This window comes from Sphingobium sp. B2D3A (assembly GCF_025961795.1).
Taxonomy (GTDB): domain Bacteria; phylum Pseudomonadota; class Alphaproteobacteria; order Sphingomonadales; family Sphingomonadaceae; genus Sphingobium.
Window position 1 is genome coordinate 1,819,332 of record NZ_JAOQOI010000001.1, and the last position, 19,735, is coordinate 1,839,066.

Genomic DNA, 19,735 nt, shown 5'->3' on the forward strand with positions numbered 1-19,735 from the left:
AACCACTGTGTCACAGGGATGCTCGCTTTCTCATCGGCGGACGTCGCCGGTTTGGCCGGGGTGGAATGCGGCGAGTTCCTCCGCGCTGATCGGGCTGAAATCGCCATGAACGAAATGATTGAGCACACAGAGCGCCAGACCGCGCTCGGCTGCGGTGGCGATGCCGGCATCGATATGCGCGATCACACCGGCGGCGAATGCGTCCCCGGTGCCGATCCGGTCGACGATCCCAGCGACTTCAACAACTTGCGTCTCGAAGCTGTCATCCGGTGTATCGAGGCGGGCGCAAAGGTGATGGAGCCCGGCATGGGTGACCACGCGATGGGTGGAGGCGATGTGGCGCAGATTGGGGAAGCGCGCGAAGGCTGCCTCGGCTGCGGCGCGGCGTCTGTCCACGTCCTGCGCATCGAAGGACTGGCCGAGCAGCATCGCAATGTCCCGCGCGCTGCCGAAGAACAGATCGGCCATCTCGACATGGCGGGCGAGGATCGGCGCGGGATTGTCGCACCAGCTTTCCCACAGCGTCGCGCGGAAATTCCCGTCGAAGGAGATCGGGATACCAGCAGCCTTTGCCGCCGCCATCGCCGCGAAGGACAATTTGTGGGCCTCAGGCGCAAGGGCGGGGATGATGCCGGAAAGATGCAGCATGGCCACGCCCTCCAGCGCCGCGGCCCAGTCACAACGCTCGGCGGGGGTGATCGCGAAGCTGCTGCCGGCGCGATCATAGCTGATCGCGGGTGCGCGCAGGCCGCTCCCCGGCATGAGATAGAATAGCCCCATCCGCCCGGGCGCGCGCTGCAGATGGCGCACGTCCACGCCGGGCCGGCGCAATGCGTCCAGCGCTGCATCGCCGACCGGCCCCGGCGGTAGCGCGGTGAGAAACGCGCTCGGCACGCCCAGCCGCGCCAGCGCCACTGCGACATTGGCTTCCGCGCCAACGAATCGCGCATCCAGCCGCTCGCTCTGGAACAGGCTCTCGCCGGGTACGGCGGAGAGGCGGAGCAGCAGTTCGCCGAAACAGAGGATGGGGCCGGGTGTCATCGTGTCTCTTGTCAACGCGTTAGAGGCACAGGAGTAGCCCCTCTTGACAAACAAGCGCAATAGCTCTTGATAGCGCTAACACACAGGGGCGCCCTCGGGGGGCGAGGGAGAGGAAGTGATACATCCAGAAGAGTCCGGCCCGATGCTGCCCGTCGATTGGGAAGAGGGCATGTTTCTGGGGCGAGCCGATTTTGGCGATGGCCCGAGCCCCGTGCTCGTCCGCCAGGGCGAACTGCTCGATATGGCGCACGTCTGGCCGACCGTCTCGGCCCTTGTAGAAAGCGGCGATTTTTCAGGCGCTGGCGGCACGTCGCTGGGCCGTTTCGATCCTGCATCCACGCGCTTGCTCAGCCCCGTCGATTTGCAATGCGTCAAGGCTTGCGGCGTGACCTTCGCTTTGTCCGCCATCGAGCGGGTGATCGAGGAGCGGGCGCGGGGCGACTGGAGCCGGGCGGCCTCGATCCGCGAGCGGCTTGAGTCGCGCATTGGCGGACAAATCCGCTCCGTCCAGCCCGGTACGCCGGAAGCCGCCTCTCTCAAGGAGGCGCTGATCGAGGACGGGCTGTGGTCGCAATATCTGGAGGTCGCCATCGGCCCGGATGCGGAGGTGTTCACCAAGTCGCCGGTGCTCTCCACTGTCGGGCCGGGCGCCGTGATCGGCATCCGTTCGGATTCTGCGTGGAACAACCCCGAGCCGGAGATCGTGCTACTGGCGGACAGCCTCGGCGCCGTCGTCGGCGCGACGCTGGGCAATGACGTCAATCTGCGCGATTTCGAGGGCCGCTCGGCCCTGCTGCTCGGTAAGGCCAAGGACAATAACGCCTCCTGTTCCATCGGCCCGCTGGTGCGATTGTTCGATGACAGCTTCAGCATCGATGATGTGCGCCGTGCCGCAGTGCGGCTGACCATCGCCGGAGAGGATGGGTTCGTGCTCGAAGGCGTGAGCAACATGGCGGAGATCAGCCGCGATCCGCTCGATTTGGTGCGCCAGACGTTGAGCGAGCATCAATATCCCGATGGCTTTGCGCTGTTCCTCGGCACGCTATTCGCGCCCGTGCAGGACCGCGACGAGCCGGGGCGTGGCTTCACCCACAAGGTGGGCGATGTTGTCACCATCGCGTCCGATAAGCTCGGGCGCCTGGTCAATCGGGTCGTCACCTCGCGCGATGCACCACCCTGGCAGCTGGGTATTGGCGCCTTCTACGCAAATCTGCAGCGGCGCGGTCTTCTGGAATCGGCATGAACAAGTCTGAGCAAACACAATACGCCGTCTATCCCAGCCTGGCGGGCAAGAACGTGCTGGTCACCGGTGGGGCGACCGGGATCGGGGCGGCTATCGTCGCGGCGTTTGCGGGCCAGGGCGCGCATGTCGCCTTCCTCGACTTCAACGACATTGCCGGCGCCGATCTGGCGCGTGCGCTGAGCGGCGCGCGCTTTCGCCATTGCGACCTTCGCAACGTCGCCGAGCTGGAGCGGACCGTCCGCGCGCTGGAGAGCGAGATGGGCGGGTTCGACGTGCTGGTCAACAATGCCGCCAATGACGACCGCCATCGCTATGACGAGGTGACCGCCGATTATTGGGACGAGCGCATGGCGACCAACCTGCGCCACCAGTTCTTCGCCGCGCAAGCCGTGGTTCCGGCGATGCGGGCGCGGGGCGGCGGTGCCGTCATCAATCTGGGCTCGGTGAGCTGGCATCTCGGCATGTCCGAGTTGGTGCTCTACCAGACCGCGAAGGCCGGCGTGGAGGGCATGACCCGCGCGCTGGCGCGTGATCTGGGCGGCGACAATATCCGCGTGACCGCCATCGTGCCGGGCAATGTCGATACCCCCCGCCAGAAGCAGTGGTATACGCCGGAAGGTGAGGCGGAGATCCTGCAGGCGCAATGCCTCCCGCGCCGCATCCAGCCGCGCGATGTCGCCGCGCTGGCGCTGTTCCTCGCCTCCGATGACGGCGCGCTGTGCAGCGGGCACGAATATTTCGTCGACGCAGGCTGGCGCTGAGATGCAGCCGGAGCCGATCCTTCCCCTGGGCATGACGCTCGGCGAAGGGCCGGTCTGGTGGGACGATGCCTTGTGGTTCGTCGATATCAAAGGGCACCGGCTGTATCGCCATGTGCCGACCACCGGCGCGCTGGCGGTATGGGATGCGCCGGACCAGATCGGCTGGGCGTTGCCTACGCGCAGCGGCGACATGATGACCGGCGTGCGCACCGGCCTGCATCGGTTCGATCCGCAAAGTGGCACATTTTCGCTGTTCCACGATCCCGAGCCGCATCTGCCCGGCAATCGGCTGAACGACGCCGCCACCGATACTCAAGGGCGGCTGTGGTTCGGCAGCATGGACGACAGCGAAGCCGCCCAGACCGGGTGCCTCTATTGCCTCGCCGGCGGGCAGTGCGCCGCCACGGTCGTGCCTGCTGTCGAGATCACCAATGGCCCTGCCATCAGCGCAGATGGGCGCACGCTTTATCACACCGACACGCTTGGCCGGAAAATCTGGAAAGTCCCGGTCGATGAGAACGGCACGGTCGGCGCGGGCGAGCTGTTCATCACCATCGAGAATGGTGCGGGCTGGCCCGACGGCTCCGTGCTGGATAGTGAGGGCTGCCTGTGGGTCGCCTTGTTCGGCGGCTGGGGCGTGCGGCGCTACGATCCGCAGGGTCGGCTGATGCAGACCATCTCCTTCCCGGTCGCCAATGTCACCAAGATAGCCTTTGGAGGGCCGGATCTGCGCACGGCCTATGCCACCACCGCGCACAAGGGGCTGGATGCTGCCGCGCGTGAGGCACAGCCGTTGGCCGGCCACGTTTTCGCATTCGATCCCAAGGTTGCAGGATTGCCGGTTACCCCGGCAGATATTTGACAGAAGAAACGCCGTCCCGGCCTCGGCTGGAGTCGGCAGAATTTTTGAGAGAGAGGAGGGGCTCGGCATGAGCGCTGAAACGCACGCCATCGGGCGAACCAACATCGGGTTCATATTCGCCATCGTGGCCATCGCCACCATTGGTGGCTTCATGTTCGGCTATGATTCCGGCGTGATCAACGGCACCCAGAAGGGGCTGGAATCCGCGTTTGACCTGGGCGCGCTGGGCATCGGCATCAATGTCGGCGCCATTTTGGTCGGCTCCGCGCTGGGCGCGTTTCTCGCCGGGCGCATGTCCGACCTCATTGGCCGTCGCGGCGTGATGATGCTGGCCGGCCTGCTCTTCCTCATCAGCGCGCTTCTGGCCGGTGCGGCCGGGTCTTCGGCGATGTTCATCGTGGCGCGGATCATCGGCGGCCTCGGCGTCGGCGCGGCCAGCGTGATTTCGCCGGTCTATATCTCCGAGGTGACGCCAGCCTCGATCCGGGGGCGCCTCTCCAGCATTCAGCAGGTGATGATCATCACCGGCCTTACCGGAGCATTCGTCGCCAACTTCGTGCTGGCGCGCTATGCCGGCGGCTCGACGGCGACCTTGTGGTTCGATCTGCCGGCGTGGCGCTGGATGTTTCTGCTGCAGGCGATCCCGGCGGCCATCTACATCCTGGCGCTGCTGATCATTCCCGAAAGCCCACGCTATCTGGTGGTCAAGGGCAAGGAAGAGCGCGCCCATGCGGTTCTCTCGCGGCTGTTCGGCCCCGAGGAAGCGACGCGCAAGGTGAGTGAGATCCGCGACAGCCTCGCTGCCGATCACCATCGCCCCCGCCTTTCCGACCTGATCGACAAGACGACCGGGCGCATCCGGCCGATCGTGTGGACCGGCATCGGCCTTGCGATCTTCCAGCAGTTCGTCGGCATCAATGTGGTCTTCTATTATGGCGCCACCTTGTGGGAGGCCGTCGGCTTCTCGGAGGATTATGCGCTGCAGACCAACATCCTCTCCGGCGTGCTCTCCATCGGCGCCTGCATCGCCACCATGTTCCTGGTGGACAAGATCGGCCGCAAGCCGCTGCTGCTTTTTGGATCGGCGGGCATGGCCGTCACGCTGGCGATCGTGGCCTATGCCTTCTCCACGGCGGTCACGGGCGCCGATGGCGGCGTGGTGCTGCCGGGCAGCAATGGCATCATCGCGCTGATTTCGGCCAATCTCTACGTGATCTTCTTCAACCTGAGCTGGGGGCCGATCATGTGGGTGATGCTGGGCGAGATGTTCCCCAACCAGATCCGCGGCTCGGGCCTCGCGGTGGCGGGGCTGGCGCAGTGGCTGGCGAACGCTCTCGTTTCGGTGAGTTTCCCCTCGCTGGTCATCAGCCCCGGCCTTGCGGTGGCCTATTTCGGCTATGCCTTCTTTGCCGCCGTCTCCTTCTTCTTCGTCCGCGCCATGGTGCGCGAGACCAAGGGACGGGAACTGGAGCAGATGGAAGGCTGATCGCTCACCCGACAGCACGCTCGGCCCGGTCACGCTTAGGCGTCGCCGGGCTGTTCGCTTTTCAGGGCTTGGGCTGGGGCGGGGGGCCGTCGCTCTCGCGCGCAATCAGCGTGTAGGGCGTCACGACATGCGGGTGGTCCACGCCCTTCGATGAGGCGTTGCGCATCCGGATTTCCCGGGTCAGCAGCGCCACCGCCTGCTGCGCCATATCGGTGATCGGCTGGCGGATCGTGGTCAGCTCCGGCCAACTGGTGAGCGCCAGAGCGGTATCGTCGAAGCCGCAGATGGTCAGCATTTGCGGCACATCGATGCCGCGCCGGTGCGCGACGGTCAGCGCAGCTGCGGCCATATCGTCGTTGGAAGCGAAGATCGCCGTCGGCGGCTCGGGCAGGTCGAGCAGGCGCGTGGCTGCCTCCAAGCCGGAGCGGAAGGTGAAGAAGCCCTGCTCGATCAGCTCGGGCTGCGGCGCAATGCCGTGCTTCTCCAGCGCGGAGCGATAGCCCTCCAGCCGTTCGGCGCTGGCCGTCTGGTTGGGGTGGCCGGTGATGAAGCCGATGCGGTGATGCCCGAGCAGGATCAGGTGATCGGTCATGGCGTGGGCCGCCGCCTTGTCATCGATGCTCACCGAGAGCGCCCAGTCCGGCGCGCGCCCGGTGGCGACCGCGACGACCGGCACGCCGGCGCCTTCCAACACGGCAAGGACGGAGGGGGAATCGCTCAGCGGCGGGGGCAGGACGATCCCATCCACCCGGCCCTTGAGCAGCGCTTCGATGGCCTTGTCCTCTGCGCCTTCCTCATTGCACTCCTTGACGATCAACTGCGCGCCGGTGCGGCTGGTCTCCGCCAATATGCCGACCAGAAACTCACTGAGATAGGCAAAGCTCGGGTTGGAGTGGAGCAGCCCGATGCGCGTGTCCTCCCCGCCGGCAAGCGTGCGAGCGGCGATATTGGGCGCGTAGTTCAGCTCCGCGATCGCGGCCTCGACCGCCAGGCGTTTGTCCTCACGGACGTTGGTGCCCTTGTTGATCACGCGGCTCACGGTCATCGGCGAAACGCCGGCCAGGCGGGCGACATCCTCGATCTTGGGGCCAGAGCTCTGCCGACGGGACGAGCGGGAACTGCGGTTGGTGACCATCGCCTGACTTGTTCGCCTTCCTATCCGGAACCGGGCGAGACCTCTCCCAATATCGTGCGGTCACCGCAACAGATAAGATGAAGGGGGCGATCTTGCTTTGGCTCCGCGTCGTTATCGTCTCGTCGTACCGATCTAGGGGCACGGCAATTTCGGTTTCGTTAGCGCCTGGGCGACAAGATAGCAAAAAAAGAGGTGGCCGCCGGAGCGACCACCTCATCAGTAACCTGACCCGGCGAAGAGGAAGCGCCCGGGTCCGGCATGGCTCAAATGAAGCGATTGACGAGATTTTCGATCCGCTCCTGCCGGCCGGAGGCAGGCTTGGGGTCGAGCGCGCGGGTCACGGCCAGATCGGCGATCCCGGCGAGGTCGAGCGCGGCGATCTCCTTGCCGAGCGGGCCATCCCAGCCCGCATAGCGCTGATTGCGCAGGGCATCGATGCGGCCATCCTCGATGATCGCGGCGGCATTCAGCAGGCCACGCGCCACCGTGTCGATGCCGCCGATATGCCCGTAGAACAGGTCCACCGGGTCGATCGACTGGCGCCGGACCTTGGAATCGAAGTTGAACCCGCCCGTGGTGAAGCCGCCGGCGCGGATCACCTCGATCATCGCCACGGTCAGTTCTTCCACCGAGTTGGGAAACTGGTCGGTATCCCAGCCATTCTGATGGTCGCCGCGATTGGCGTCGATCGACCCGAAGACACCCAGTGCCGCTGCCGTGGCCAGCTCATGCTCGAAGGTATGGCCGGCGAGCGTCGCATGGTTCGCCTCGATATTCACCTTCACCTCATTCTCGAGGCCATAGCGCTTGAGGAAGCCGTAAACGGTGGCCGTATCGAAATCATATTGATGCTTGGTGGGCTCGTGGGGCTTGGGCTCGATGAGGATCGTGCCGGAAAAGCCGATCTTGTGCTTGTGCTCGACCACCAGCGTCAGGAAGCGGCCGAAATTATCGAGCTCGCGCTTCAAGTTGGTGTTGTGCAGCGTCTCATAGCCCTCACGGCCGCCCCACAGCACATAGTTGACGCCGCCCAGGCGATGCGTCGCCTCCAGCGCATCGCGCACCTGCATGGCGGCGAAGGCATAGACTTCCGGGTCCGGATTTGTCGCGGCGCCGGCAGCAAAGCGGGGATGGCCGAACAGATTGGCGGTGCCCCACAGCAGCTTGCGCCCGCTCGAAGCCTGCAGTTCCTCCAGATGATCGATGGCCTCGGCGAGGTGGCGGCGATGCTCGGCCACGCCTTCGGCCTGCGCCATCACGTCGACATCGTGGAAGCAGTAGAAGGGGACATCGAGCTTCTTGAAGAAATCGAAGGCGACCGCGCGCTTCTGATGGGCGGCCGCGCTGTCATTGGCGCCAGCATGCCAGGGGCGGTTGAAGGTGCCGGCGCCGAACACGTCCGAGCCCGGCCAGCAGAATGCGTGCCAGAAGCACACGGCAAAGCGCAGATGATCCTCCATCCGCTTGCCGAGCACGACGCGATCCTTGTCATACCAGCGATAGGCCAGCTCGTCGTCGGTATCCGGGCCTTTATAGGCGATGGGGGCAATGTCTGCGAAATAGTCGGTGGCCATCAGGCGCTCCCTGTCGGTTTCAAGAATCTCAGCTCTGTGCGGCGCGAATGGCCGGGTAGGCGCGGCGGAAGGCCTCGCGCTTGGGCGCCAGTCGTTCGGCGGTCAGCGGGTCGGGCTCGATCACATGGGCGATCGGCGGCGTCGTGCAGATGTCGGCGGGTGCGCCGCCGGTTACGCCGATCTGCGCCAGGCGGGCCGCGCCCATCGCCGGACCGACTTCACCGCCCTTGAGGTAATTCAGGCGCGTGCCGAGTGCAGCGGCGATGATCTGGCCCCAATAGCGCGACCGCGCGCCGCCGCCGATCACGGCCAGTTCCTGCACATCGCTGCCGGCGTCGCGCAGCGCATCCAGCCCATCGGCAAAGGCAAAGGCAACGCCCTCCAGCACCGCCTGCGCCAGCCGCTCCGGCCCGCTATCATGATCGAGATTGAGGAAGGCGCCGCGCACCTGCGGGTCGTTATGCGGTGTGCGTTCGCCTGAGAGATAGGGGAGGAAGAGTTCCGGTCCGCACGCGGGGCCAACGGACTCCGCGCGGGAAAAGAGGTCGGCGGCGCCGGCTGCACCGGAGAGGCGTGCAGCAAAGTCTATGCACGACGCCGCCGACAGGTGCACGGCCATCTGATGCCAGTGTGCAGGCAGGCAGTGACAGAAGGCGTGCACGGTTCGGTCTGGATTGGGTTTGAACTGGTCGTTGGCGATGAAGATTACGCCCGATGTGCCGAGGGAAAGCAGCCCGTCGCCATCGCTGACGATGCCGATGCCCGCAGCGCCGGCGGCATTGTCGCTGCCCCCCGCGGCAACCGGAACGGGGGACATGCCCCAAAGCTGAGCGACATCCGCCCGCAACGTGCCGGTCAGCTCCGTGCCCTCGTACAGCGCCGGCATGTGCGCAAGGCTGAGGCCGGTCGCGTCCAGCAGTGCTTCCGCCCAGCGCCGCCCGGCGACATCCAGCCACAAGGTGCCGGCAGCGTCGGACATATCCGTGGCTTTGTCGCCGGTCATTTGCAGGCGGATATAGTCCTTGGGCAGCAGCACGGTGCGTGTGGCGGCGAAGGTCTCCGGCTCGTGCCGGGCGACCCAGGCGAGCTTGGGCGCGGTAAAGCCGGGCATGACGATGTTGCCGCCGATCGTGCGGAATGCGTCGGTCTTGTCTTCCAGCGCGATGCATTCGGCGTGGCTGCGCCCGTCATTCCACAGGATTGCCGGCCGCAGCGGCTGGTCGCCGGCGCCGAGTAGCGTGGCGCCGTGCATCTGGCCGGCGAGCCCGACGCCCAGCACGGCGCGCCGCACGGCGGGGTCGATGGCCTGCACCGCTGCGGTGGTCGCAGCCCACCACGCGGCCGGGTCCTGCTCGGACCAGAGCGGTTGCGGCCGCTGCACGGTGAGCGCTGCCGTTCCCTGGCCGACAACGGCGCCATGCTGGTCGATGACGACCGCTTTCACGCCGGAGGTGCCGATGTCGATGCCGAGGAACATGCCGGTCAGTCGCGGAACGGATTGATCGTCTGGATCGTGCCGTCGGCGTTGAAGGTCAGCTCGGTGACCTTCACGTTGCGCAGGTGGTTTTTGCCGCTCAGCTGCGTGTCATGATAGAAGAGCCAGGTCTTGCCGCCCCAATCCACGATGGAATGGTGGGTGGTCCAGCCCTGCACCGGTTCCATGATCTTGCCGCGATAGGTGAACGGACCATAAGGCGTCTTGCCCGTGGCGTAGACGAGGAAGTGCGTGTCGCCGGTCGAGTAGGTCAGGTAGTAAGTGTCGCCGCGCTTGTACATCCATGTGCCCTCGAAGAAGCGGCGATCATGGTCGCCACCAAGCAGCGGCTTGCCTTTTTCGTCGAGGATCACGGCATCGCGCGGCGCTTCGGCATAGCTCCTCATATCGGCCGACATTTTAGCGACCTTGGGCATGAGGGCCGGCTGGTCGTCGGCCTTGAGGTCGGTCACGCCGACCGCGGCATCATATTTGCCTTTGGCCCAGTTCTGCAGCTGGCCGCCCCAGATGCCGCCGAAATACATGTAGCTGGTCCCGTCCGTGTCCGTGAACACATTGGGGTCCATGGAGAAGCTGCCGGTAATCGGCTTGGGCTCGGCCTTGAACGGACCCATGGGCGTGCTGCTGGTCGCCACGCCGATGTGGAAGATGCCGTCCTTGTCCTTGGCCGGGAAGTACAAATAGTAGGTGCCATTCTTGAACGCGGCGTCGGGTGCCCACATCTGCTTGGCTGCCCAGGGCACATCCTTCACGTCCAGCGCGACCGGGCCGATCTTCACCGGGCCGCCGATCTTGTCCATCTCCAGCACGTGATAGTCATGCATGGCATATTGGTTGCCCAGGTCATCGTCCGGGATGCCGGCGTCGACATCATGGCTGGGATAGACGTAGATCTTGCCGTTGAAGACATGGGCCGAAGGATCGGCGGTAAAAATCTCCGTCACGAGCGGCTGGGAGAGGAAGCGCTTGCCGTCAGCTGAGATGCCATCCGATTCATGGGCCGCGCCAGTCGCGCCATTGTTTGCAGCGGCCGGTTCATCCGAGGAGCAGGCGGAAAGGGCGGTGGCGAGACCAAGCACGACAAAGCTGGTCCGGAACATCGGGACTTTCGACAAGGGGGCTCTCCTTCGTTTATCTTGCGCGCCGCTTATGACGATGTGGCGTCGTTAAGGTAGCGCTACCATTATGGATGTAGGGCGGTCAAATGGATTCCGCTCGCGCATGATTTTGTCCTGTTTGAAAGAGGATAGGTGCTCCTGCAGATAAACAGGGCTGGGCAAGAAGAAATGGGAGCGCTACCATTATGGCTCAGGGCAGCGAATCCGCACAGGATCAGCGTGGCGCCAAAAGGAGAGGGACAATGGAGATCGCGGCGGGACTGTGGGCGCGTGGGTGGATGGCCGCAGCGCTGGCCTTGATGCCCGCGGCGGCATGGGCAGGGCCGGAGGCCCGCTTTGCCAGCTTCGATTATGACGGCCAGTCCATCGAGCAGGTAACGGTCAAGCCCGGCGCCTACCGCAACCCCATCCTCTCAGGCTATTATCCCGATCCCTCGATCACGCGGGTGGGGGATGATTATTATCTCGTCACCTCATCCTTCGCGCATTTTCCGGGGCTTCCGGTCTGGCATTCGAAGGATCTGGTGAACTGGACGCAGATCGGCAATGCGATCGACCGGCCAGATCAGCTCAACCTTGCCGGCCGGGGCGTGTCCGAGGCCGTGTTCGCGCCGGACATCAGCTTTCATGATGGCACCTTCTACATCGTCAACACCTGCGTGGGATGCCGGGACAATTTCGTCATCACCGCCAAGAACCCTGCCGGCCCCTGGTCCGACCCCATCTGGCTACCGTTCGAGGGGATCGACCCGTCGATCTATTGGGAAGGCGACAAGGCCTATATCGTCAACAATCGCGGGCCGGATGAGACGCCGCGCTATGAGGGGCACCGCGCGATCTGGATTCAGGAATATGACTGGCGGGCCGGCAAGATGGTCGGGCCGAGCACCCAGCTCGTCAATGGCGGGGTGGACCTGAGCAAGAAGCCGATCTGGATCGAGGGGCCGCATATTCTGCGCAAGGATGGCTGGTATTATCTGACTGCGGCCGAAGGCGGCACCAGCGTTGATCACTCGCAGGTGGTGTTCCGCTCCCGCAAGCTGCGCGGACCTTATGTGCCGCACAAGGATAACCCCATCCTCACCCAGCGCGACCTCGACCCCGCGCGGCTCGATCCGATCACCTCCGCCGGCCACGCCAAGCTCGTCCAGACCCCGGCAGGTGACTGGTGGGCAACCTTTCTGGCGGTGCGGCCTTATGCCGACAACTATTACAATATCGGCCGCGAGACCTTCCTGCTGCCGGTCCAGTGGAAAGACGGCTGGCCGGTCATCCTGCCGCATGGCGAGACGATTCCGTTCGCGCCCAAGGCGCCCGCGCTGTCTCCACAGGTCCGGCCGCCGCTGCCGACCAGCGGCGATTTCGCGTATGCCGACAGCTTCGAGGGCGACCAGCTGGCCATGCAATGGGTTGGCGTCCGCACGCCGGATCACCCGTTCTATCGGCTGGAGCGTGGCGATCTGGTGCTGGCCAGCGCCGCACCGCTCGGTGACAAGGCCGGAACGCCCGCCTTCCTCGGGCGGCGCCAGCAGCATCATGTCGCGACGATGCGCACGGTCGTGACCTTCTCGCCGGAGCAGGAAGGCGACCGCGCCGGCCTTGCCGCGATGCAAAGCGACGATGCCTGGCTGTTCTTCGGCCTTACGCGCCTGAACGGCCAGGATGCGATCACGCTGTATACTCGCGCCAAAGGGAAGGAGCAGCTGGTCGCCTCCGCGCCTATCGCCAACCGGAGCCCGATGACTTTGACGATCCGCGCGAACGGGGGGACCATGTCCTTCCACTATGCCGGGGCAGGGGGCATGGGCCGGCTCGCGGCGGATTTGGATGCCCGGTTCCTCAGCACACAGGATGCCGGCGGGTTCACCGGCACCATCGTGGGGCCTTATGTCTGGACCCGCTAGCCGAAAGGACCGCTGAGCGATGGTCACGCGCCGCGATGTGCTCGAAGGCTCGCTGCTGCTCGCCGCCAATGCCTGTTTGCCGGGCGCCGCCGTGGCCGCGTCCGAGAGCGACAGACCCTTGCGCGACCGGCTTTGGTATCGGCGCCCGGCGACAGAATGGACGCAGGCCCTGCCGGTCGGCAATGGCCGGATCGGCGCGATGGTGTTCGGCGGCGTCGGCACCGAGCGGCTGCAACTCAACGAGGATACCTTATGGTCCGGCGGGCCTTATGATCCGGTCAATCCCGCTGCCCGTGCCGCCTTGCCGGAGGTGCGCAGGCTGATCGCGCAGGGAGATTACGCGCAGGCGCATGACCTCGCGAACCGCACCTTGATCGGCCAGCCGGTCCAGCAGATGGCCTATCAGAGCTTCGGCGATCTGTTGCTCAGCTTGCCGGGCGCCGCGTCCGCTACAGTCCCTGACGATTATAGGCGCGTGCTCGACCTCGACAGCGCCACGGCAACGACGACGTTCACGCTGGCGGGCACGCGTCACCGCCGCACGGTCTTCGCGTCCCCTGTCCGTCAGATGATCGTGCTGCGCCACGAGGTTGATGGCCCGGCGTCGCTCGATCTCGATATCGGCTTTGCGCCGGCGCAGGAGGCGCAGGTGAAGGCTCGCGACGGGCTGCTGCTCATCCGGGGGCGCAATCGTGGCGCGCATGGCGTCGACGGTGCGCTGAAGCTGGCAGGGCTGGTGCGCGTGATCCCGGAAGGCGGCTCGCTCACCGCGCAGGGCGATCATCTGGCGTTGCGTGGCGCGCGGGCAGTGACGGTGCTTATCGCGATAGCGACGAGCTTTCGCCGTTTCGACGATGTCTCAGGCGGCCCGGATGCGCTCGTGCGCAACTGGATGGTCGATGCGATGGCACGCAGTTACGATCAATTGCACAGCGAAGCGGTCACCGCTCACCGTCAGCTTTATCGCCGCGTCGAGATCGACCTTGGCGATGACAGCGCCGGCGCGCTGCCCACCGATGAGCGCGTGATCGCCGCGCAGAGCCGCAATGACCCCGGCCTGGCGGCGCTCTACTTCAATTATGGGCGCTATCTGCTGATTGCCTCGTCGCGCCCCGGCTCCCAGGCAGCGAACCTGCAGGGCATCTGGAATGAGAGCATCGATCCGCCTTGGGGATCGAAATACACGATCAACATCAACACGCAGATGAATTACTGGCCGGCCGAGATCACGGCCTTGCCCGAATGCACCGAGCCGCTGGTGCGGATGGTGCGGGAGTTGGCGGAGAGCGGCGCCCGCACTGCGCGGGAGATGTATGGTGCGCGCGGCTGGGTGGCGCATCATAACAGCGACATCTGGCGCGCCACCGCGCCGGTGGATGGCGCGCGCTGGGGCCTGTGGCCGACGGGCGGGGCGTGGCTGTGCACCCATTTGTGGGATCACTGGGATTATGGGCGGGACAAGACCTTCCTGCGCGATGTCTATCCGCTCATGCGCGGGGCGGCGCTGTTCTTTGTCGATACGCTGCAGGTCGATCCCGAGACCGGCGCTCTCGTTACCAGCCCGTCGCTCTCTCCGGAGAACGCCCATCATGGCGACATCGCGATCTGCGCCGGGCCGGCGATGGACCAGCAGATTTTGCGCGACCTGTTCGACCAGACAGCGCAGGCCGCCGATTTGCTCGGCATCGACAGCGCGTTCGCGGCGGAGCTTCGCGCCTTGCGTCGCCGTCTCGCGCCGGATCGCATCGGCGCGCAAGGGCAGTTGCAGGAATGGCAGCAGGATTGGGATGCGCAGGCGCCCGAGCCGGACCATCGCCACGTCTCGCATCTCTACGGGCTGTTCCCGAGCCAGCAGATCGATCTGGACGACACGCCAGCGCTCGCGGCGGCGGCGCGCCGCTCGCTGGAATTGCGCGGGGATCTCGGAACGGGCTGGGCGACGGCCTGGCGGATCAACCTGTGGGCGCGGCTTGGCGATGGCGACCGCGCCCACCGCATCCTGCGCTTTCTTCTCGGACCGGAGCGGACTTATCCCAATTTGTTCGATGCCCATCCGCCTTTCCAGATCGACGGCAATTTCGGCGGCACCGCTGGCATCGCGCATATGCTCATGCGCAGCCGGGGCGACGAGATCCATCTCCTGCCGGCTCTGCCCTCGGCTTGGCCGACCGGCGCGGTGCGGGGGCTGCGGGCGCGGGGCGCCTGCAGCGTCGATTTCAGCTGGGCGCAGTCCCGGCCGCGCACGCTCACACTCACCAGCGCGATCGATGCTGAGCGGACCGTCCGCTTCGGCAGCCAGCGCGTGATCGTGCGGCTGACGGCTAGCCGCCCACAGCAGGTCGACGTGAGCGGCTGGCTGGGCCTCCCGCCTATTTCGGCAGGGTGACGCCGGTGGCGATGGCAAAGTCCGCGCTTTGCACCGGCAGGCCACTATCGGGCTGAGCCGAGCCGACCGACACGCGATACGCACCGGGGAAGACCTGCCGCACGCCCTCCAGAGAGACCGCGCTCAAATCGCGCGGCGAGAGATCGAAGCTGATCTGGCGGGATTCACCGGGCTTTAGCTCCACGCGCTGAAAGCCACGCAAGGCGATACGCGGGGTGCCGGGCACATCCGGGAAATCGAGATAGAGCTGCGCCACCTCTTCGCCCGCTCGCTGCCCGCTATTGCGCACGGTGGCCGAGACCCGCACGCCTTGCGCGGCATCGCCGGAAGTCTGCACCCGCAGCGGCTCATATGCGAATTGCGTGTAGCTCAGCCCATAGCCAAAGCCATAGACCGGCGTGCCGGTGAAGTAGCGATAGGTCCGGCCGGCCATGCTGTAATCGCCGAAGGGCGGCAGCTCATCCACGCTGCGATAGAAGGTGAGGGGCAGGCGCCCGGAGGGATTGGTCTTGCCGGAGAGGACATTGGCGACCGCGAGGCCGCCATTCTGCCCCGGATACCAGGCCTCCACGATGCCCGCCGCATGGTCCTTCGCCCAGGCGAGGTTGATCGGGCTGCCGTTCATCGCCACGATGACCAGCGGCTTGCCCAGCGCGCGGGCCTTTTCCAGCATGTCAAGCTGCTCGGCAGGCAGATCGAGCGTGGTCTTGTCGCCTCCCTCGAAGCCCGGCACCTTCACCGGCGTTTCCTCGGCTTCGAGATCAGAAGTGAGGCCGACGACCGCGACGATCACGTCCGATTGCGCCGCAGCAGCGGCAAGCGCCGCATCGGCATCGGGCGAAACGCGCTTCCACATCAGGTCGATGCCGGTATTGATGTGCGAGGTCATCATGATCTCGATCGGGTAGCGCTTGCCCTTCTCCAAGGTCAGCGTCTTCATCGTCGGCAGGCTGTTCCAGCGCGAGTTTTTGAGGTCCACGAACGGCTTGCCGACGAGCAGCATCTCGCCGTTGGAGCCGGACAGGCCGAGCCGGTAGGTGCCGCTCTCCGGCGGCACGAGGAAGCCGGTCCAGACCACGCGGTGATGGTCGGAGACGTTCGCCAGATCGAGGCTGCGCCCGGCCACATCGGCCTCCCTGCGGGTCACGACCGGCTTGGTCTGGAAGGTCATCGCCTTGGTTGCGCTGTCGAACGTGCCCGGCGCGAAGCGGGCCGGCGGCGTCTGCGTGGGATTATAATAGCGCGCCAGCAACCCCGGCTTGCCATCCGGCGCGACGAGCGCCGTTGTCGGTACGCGGTCGCCGTCGGTAAAGGTCTCGGCGAAGGGGGCATGGTGGATCGTCGCGCCCGGCATCGCCTGACGAAGCCCCTCCAGCACGGATATCGGCGGGCCGGAGAGCGTAGAAGAATAATTGCCGCGCAGCACGCGGGTGGCATCCGCCAGCGGGCCGATGACGGCAATGCGGGCATCGGGCTTGAGCGGCAGCGCGCCATCATTTTTGAGCAGCACCAGGCTCTTTTCGGCGGCCTTCAACGCCAGCGCATTGTGGTCCGGCGCGCAGATGACGGATGGTGCGATGGCCGGGCGCGGCGCAAGACCGGGCAGGTCACCATTGCGCAGGCGTGCGGAGAACAGCCGCACGAGCGCGGTGTCGACATCGCTCTGGGTGATGAGATTGCGGTTCAAGGCATCAAGATAGGGCTGTCCAAGCCCGGCGGTGTCGCTCAGCGTCGCGCCATTGCACTCGCTATCGACTCCCGCGCGCATCGCGGCGGCGACGGCGGTGGCGGCATCCGGCGCGTAATGATGATTGCGGTTGATATCGGTCACCGCATCGCAATCGGAGACGACATAGCCCTTGAAGCCCCAGGCATCGCGCAGGTGTGTCTTGAGCAACTCGTCACTGGCGCACGCCGGCTGCCCGTTCACGCGGTTATAGGCGCACATGATCGATCCCGCTTGGGCGTCCACGATGGCGGCACGGAAGGCGGGCAGATAGGTGTCCTCCATATCATGGCGAGAGACGTAGACATTGGCGTGATGGCGCGTCGATTCCGGGCCGCTGTGCACGGCATAATGTTTGGGCGTCGCGATGATGTTGGGCCGTGCCGGGGCCGGCCCCTGCATGCCGGTGATGAACGCCTTGCCGATCTCGGCCGTGAGGAAGGGATCCTCGCCATAGGTTTCCTGCCCGCGCCCCCAGCGCGGATCGCGGAAGATGTTGATGTTGGGCGACCATGTGTCCAGCCCCGTGCCGATGCGCCCCAGGCGTCCGGTCTGCCGCGCCAGCGTGTGCAGGCCGCGCATTTCGACACTGATGATGTTGGCGACATCATGGACCAGCGGCGCATCGAAGGTGGCGGCGAGGCCGATCGGTTCGGGGAAGTTGGTGGTCGGCAGCGTGCCCATCGCGCCATGCAGCGATTCCGTCCACCAGTTGTAGCCGGGAATACCAAGGCGCGGGATCGCGGGCGCCACGTTGAGAAGCTGGTCCGCCTTTTCCTGCGGCGTGAGCTCCGCCACGATCTCCGCCGCCTGCCGCTCCGACTGCGCCATGACCGTGCCGGCGTCGTCCGTCTGAGCGGCCAGCGGCAAGGCGAACGCTGCAGCACCGGCGAGAATGAGGGCGCGTAGGGAGGGAGCGGCGGTCATGATCTGTCTCCAGCGTCTGAATCGGCGAAAGGATGGGGAAGGGCGGTCATGGCGCGGTGCCGTCCATCTGGACCCCGGCACGGGCGATGACGGCGCGCGCCTCGGGCGGCCAGGCCTGCCCGTTGACGGCAATGTTATCGGCGAGGTGGTTGTTCAGATAGGCTGACCAATTGCCATTGGCCTTGCCGCTGTTGAACCAGTTACCGGTCGCAAGATTGTTCAGATTGGTTCGGCGCGGCCGGGCGTCGTCCTGCGCATTGAGGTTCACCCATAGGCCGACGCCGTCGATGACATTATGGCGGACGGTGACGTGGCGCGAGCCTTCGTCCAGATAGACGCCGATGCCGCCGGGCACGTCATAAATGTGGTTTTCTGCAATCAGTGCGCCCGGATCGGCGGAGAGATGGTAGATCGCGCCGCCGTCCGGAAACCAGCGTTTCACGCCGTGAACGCGGTTGCCGAAGATCACCGTGTCGCGCAGGATCGTCGGCGTCTCATAGATGCGATTGCCGGGCTGGTCATAATAACCGCGCGCCCGCGTCATATAGGCGGTGTTGCCGCCGGGATCATTGGTCCCCCAGCCCCAGCCGACATCAATGCCATCATAAGGCGCATCGGAAACATCATTATGCAGGATGAGCGTGGCCGAGGCGTAAGTAACCAGAATGGCGGCCTGCTCGCGATAATCCTGCGATACCGTCTCGATGTGATTGTTGCGGATAACGATGTCGCGGACGGCCAGATCCGGTCTTGAGGGATGGTGGGCATCGACGGTCGTGCCCCCGACCATGATCGCCCCGCCAGCCAGCGGGCCGAAGCGCGAGCCACTGACCTCGATCGACTGCGCGGCAAGCCCGGGGCCGCGCATATTGGCTTCCGGGTTGTTGCCGATGCCGAGCGCGATCTGCCCCAGTTGCGCGAAGGTGACATTGCGGAACGTGATGCGGCGCGCGGCGGAAATCTGCACGGCGGCGGGCTGCTGGCGCCAGTGGTTGCGTTGCGCCTCGAACGCGGCACAGCCCCAGCTGCAATCGCGAATTGGATCGGCGGGATAATTGAAGATTTCGCCTGCGAGATAGCTCCCGCTCTGCTGGCTGGCATAGCCCTCGGCGCTGCTCGGCCCGCGCCAGCTTGTGTGGCGGAAGGCCAGCCCCTCGAAGAGAATGTCCGACACCGGCGCCTCCGCGCTCCCGGCGATCGTGATGAGCGCCTCCCGTCGCGGCACCACGATCTCATGGGCCTCGGGCGACTGGCCATCCTGCGGCTTGTAGTAGAGCACGCCTTTCGCCGGATCGGCGTACCAGTCCCCGGATGCGCGCATGAAGGCGAGTGCATTGGCGATGAAGAAGCGGGCCTTGTTCCCGGAGACCGGCTTGGCAAAGGTGTCGTAGCCGATCAGATTGTTCCGCCAGCCCGGCTGCTTGAGAAGAATGCGGTCGCCCTCGATCCGGTCGATGACGGCCCGTCGATCGGTGAAGAAGCCGGTGTTCTCCACCTCCATGCGGCTCTGGTCCGGCAAGCTGGCGAGAAAGCGCCACGCCGGATCGACGATTTGGATGCCCCAATCGAAAAAGGCGAAGGCGCTACGGGGCGCCTCGACAGCGGCGCGATGGGCGAGGCGGCCATCGACCCATAATTGGCGCGGATCGCTGCCCTTGCCGATCGACGCCGTCCAGATGTTGCGATCGCGGTCGGCGAGCGTCCAACCCTGCACGATCGACCCGCCGGAGAGCGTCGGCTGCGCGCCCGGCGCGGCTTCCCAGCGGACGATATGGCCGGCATGGCCGCCATCCTCCGCGCCAAAGTGCAACGGCGCGTCGAGGGAATAGACGCCGTCGGCGAGCTGGACGGTGACCGGCCTGTCGCGGTTCAGCCGCCGCACCGCCGCCTGCGCCTGCCCCAGCGTGCCGAACGGACGCGCGGCGCTGCCGTCGCCCGTCTCTGCGCCAATCGGCGCGACATGCAGCACCACCGGCTTGGCCTCCGGTCGCGGGGATATCTGCACATTGGCGAAGGCATCTTCCGAATTGGGTGCGCCCCGCGCAGGCATCGCGGGGATGATAGGCGTAGGCGGCAA

Annotated in this window: 13 protein-coding genes; 6 read left to right on the forward strand and 7 right to left on the reverse strand. The window is 65.7% G+C overall.

The window, feature by feature from the left end; translation table 11 throughout:
- Positions 1-30 precede the first annotated feature (30 nt).
- On the reverse strand, positions 31-1,041 hold the full coding sequence (locus tag M2337_RS08495; RefSeq protein WP_264569865.1) for a sugar kinase: 1,011 nt from the start codon (positions 1,039-1,041) through the stop codon (positions 31-33).
- A gap of 142 nt (positions 1,042-1,183) precedes the next feature.
- Here M2337_RS08495 and M2337_RS08500 point away from each other — a divergent pair, with 142 nt between their 5' ends.
- From M2337_RS08500 to M2337_RS08515, 4 genes are all read left to right on the forward strand, one after another.
- Positions 1,184-2,284 (forward strand): fumarylacetoacetate hydrolase family protein, encoded by a 1,101-nt coding sequence (locus tag M2337_RS08500; protein ID WP_264569866.1) that lies wholly within the window; start codon positions 1,184-1,186, stop codon positions 2,282-2,284.
- The gene (locus M2337_RS08505) at positions 2,281-3,045 is read left to right on the forward strand and encodes an SDR family NAD(P)-dependent oxidoreductase (RefSeq protein ID WP_264569867.1); all 765 of its coding nucleotides are present in this window, start codon (positions 2,281-2,283) and stop codon (positions 3,043-3,045) included. Before M2337_RS08500 ends, M2337_RS08505 begins: the two co-directional genes overlap by 4 nt.
- A 1-nt stretch (position 3,046) precedes the next feature.
- Positions 3,047-3,907, forward strand: coding sequence for an SMP-30/gluconolactonase/LRE family protein (locus M2337_RS08510; protein ID WP_264569868.1), 861 nt, complete (start codon positions 3,047-3,049; stop codon positions 3,905-3,907).
- Positions 3,908-3,974: 67 nt separating this feature from the next.
- A complete protein-coding gene (locus M2337_RS08515; RefSeq protein ID WP_264569869.1) occupies positions 3,975-5,393 on the forward strand; it encodes a sugar porter family MFS transporter in 1,419 nt (472 codons plus the stop codon).
- 61 nt (positions 5,394-5,454) lie between these two features.
- Here the strand turns inward: M2337_RS08515 and M2337_RS08520 are convergent, their stop codons facing one another.
- From M2337_RS08520 to M2337_RS08535, 4 genes are all read right to left on the reverse strand, one after another.
- Entirely contained in the window at positions 5,455-6,528 is a 1,074-nt protein-coding gene (locus M2337_RS08520; RefSeq protein ID WP_264569870.1) for a LacI family DNA-binding transcriptional regulator, read from the reverse strand.
- A 263-nt stretch (positions 6,529-6,791) separates the two neighbouring features.
- Positions 6,792-8,102: a xylose isomerase gene (gene xylA, locus M2337_RS08525; protein WP_264569871.1), complete on the reverse strand. Its 1,311-nt coding sequence runs from the start codon at positions 8,100-8,102 to the stop codon at positions 6,792-6,794.
- A gap of 28 nt (positions 8,103-8,130) precedes the next feature.
- Complete coding sequence (gene xylB, locus M2337_RS08530) at positions 8,131-9,579, reverse strand: xylulokinase (protein ID WP_264569872.1); 1,449 nt, start codon at positions 9,577-9,579, stop codon at positions 8,131-8,133.
- Between the two features lie 5 nt (positions 9,580-9,584).
- The gene (locus M2337_RS08535) at positions 9,585-10,697 is read right to left on the reverse strand and encodes a glycoside hydrolase family 43 protein (protein WP_264572216.1); all 1,113 of its coding nucleotides are present in this window, start codon (positions 10,695-10,697) and stop codon (positions 9,585-9,587) included.
- Between the two features lie 260 nt (positions 10,698-10,957).
- Here M2337_RS08535 and M2337_RS08540 point away from each other — a divergent pair, with 260 nt between their 5' ends.
- Both M2337_RS08540 and M2337_RS08545 read left to right on the forward strand, forming a co-directional pair.
- Positions 10,958-12,619, forward strand: a complete 1,662-nt coding sequence (locus M2337_RS08540; RefSeq protein WP_413716193.1) for a glycoside hydrolase family 43 protein — start codon at positions 10,958-10,960, stop codon at positions 12,617-12,619.
- Positions 12,620-12,638: 19 nt separating this feature from the next.
- Positions 12,639-15,005, forward strand: a complete 2,367-nt coding sequence (locus M2337_RS08545; protein ID WP_264569873.1) for a glycoside hydrolase family 95 protein — start codon at positions 12,639-12,641, stop codon at positions 15,003-15,005.
- On the opposite strand, the gene M2337_RS08550 is transcribed toward M2337_RS08545, so the two are convergent.
- Both M2337_RS08550 and M2337_RS08555 read right to left on the reverse strand, forming a co-directional pair.
- A complete protein-coding gene (locus M2337_RS08550; RefSeq protein WP_264569874.1) occupies positions 14,989-17,658 on the reverse strand; it encodes a glycoside hydrolase family 3 C-terminal domain-containing protein in 2,670 nt (889 codons plus the stop codon). The genes M2337_RS08545 and M2337_RS08550 overlap by 17 nt on opposite strands.
- Before the next feature lie 46 nt (positions 17,659-17,704).
- The gene (locus M2337_RS08555; RefSeq protein WP_264569875.1) at positions 17,705-19,708 is read right to left on the reverse strand and encodes a right-handed parallel beta-helix repeat-containing protein; all 2,004 of its coding nucleotides are present in this window, start codon (positions 19,706-19,708) and stop codon (positions 17,705-17,707) included.
- Positions 19,709-19,735: the final 27 nt, after the last annotated feature.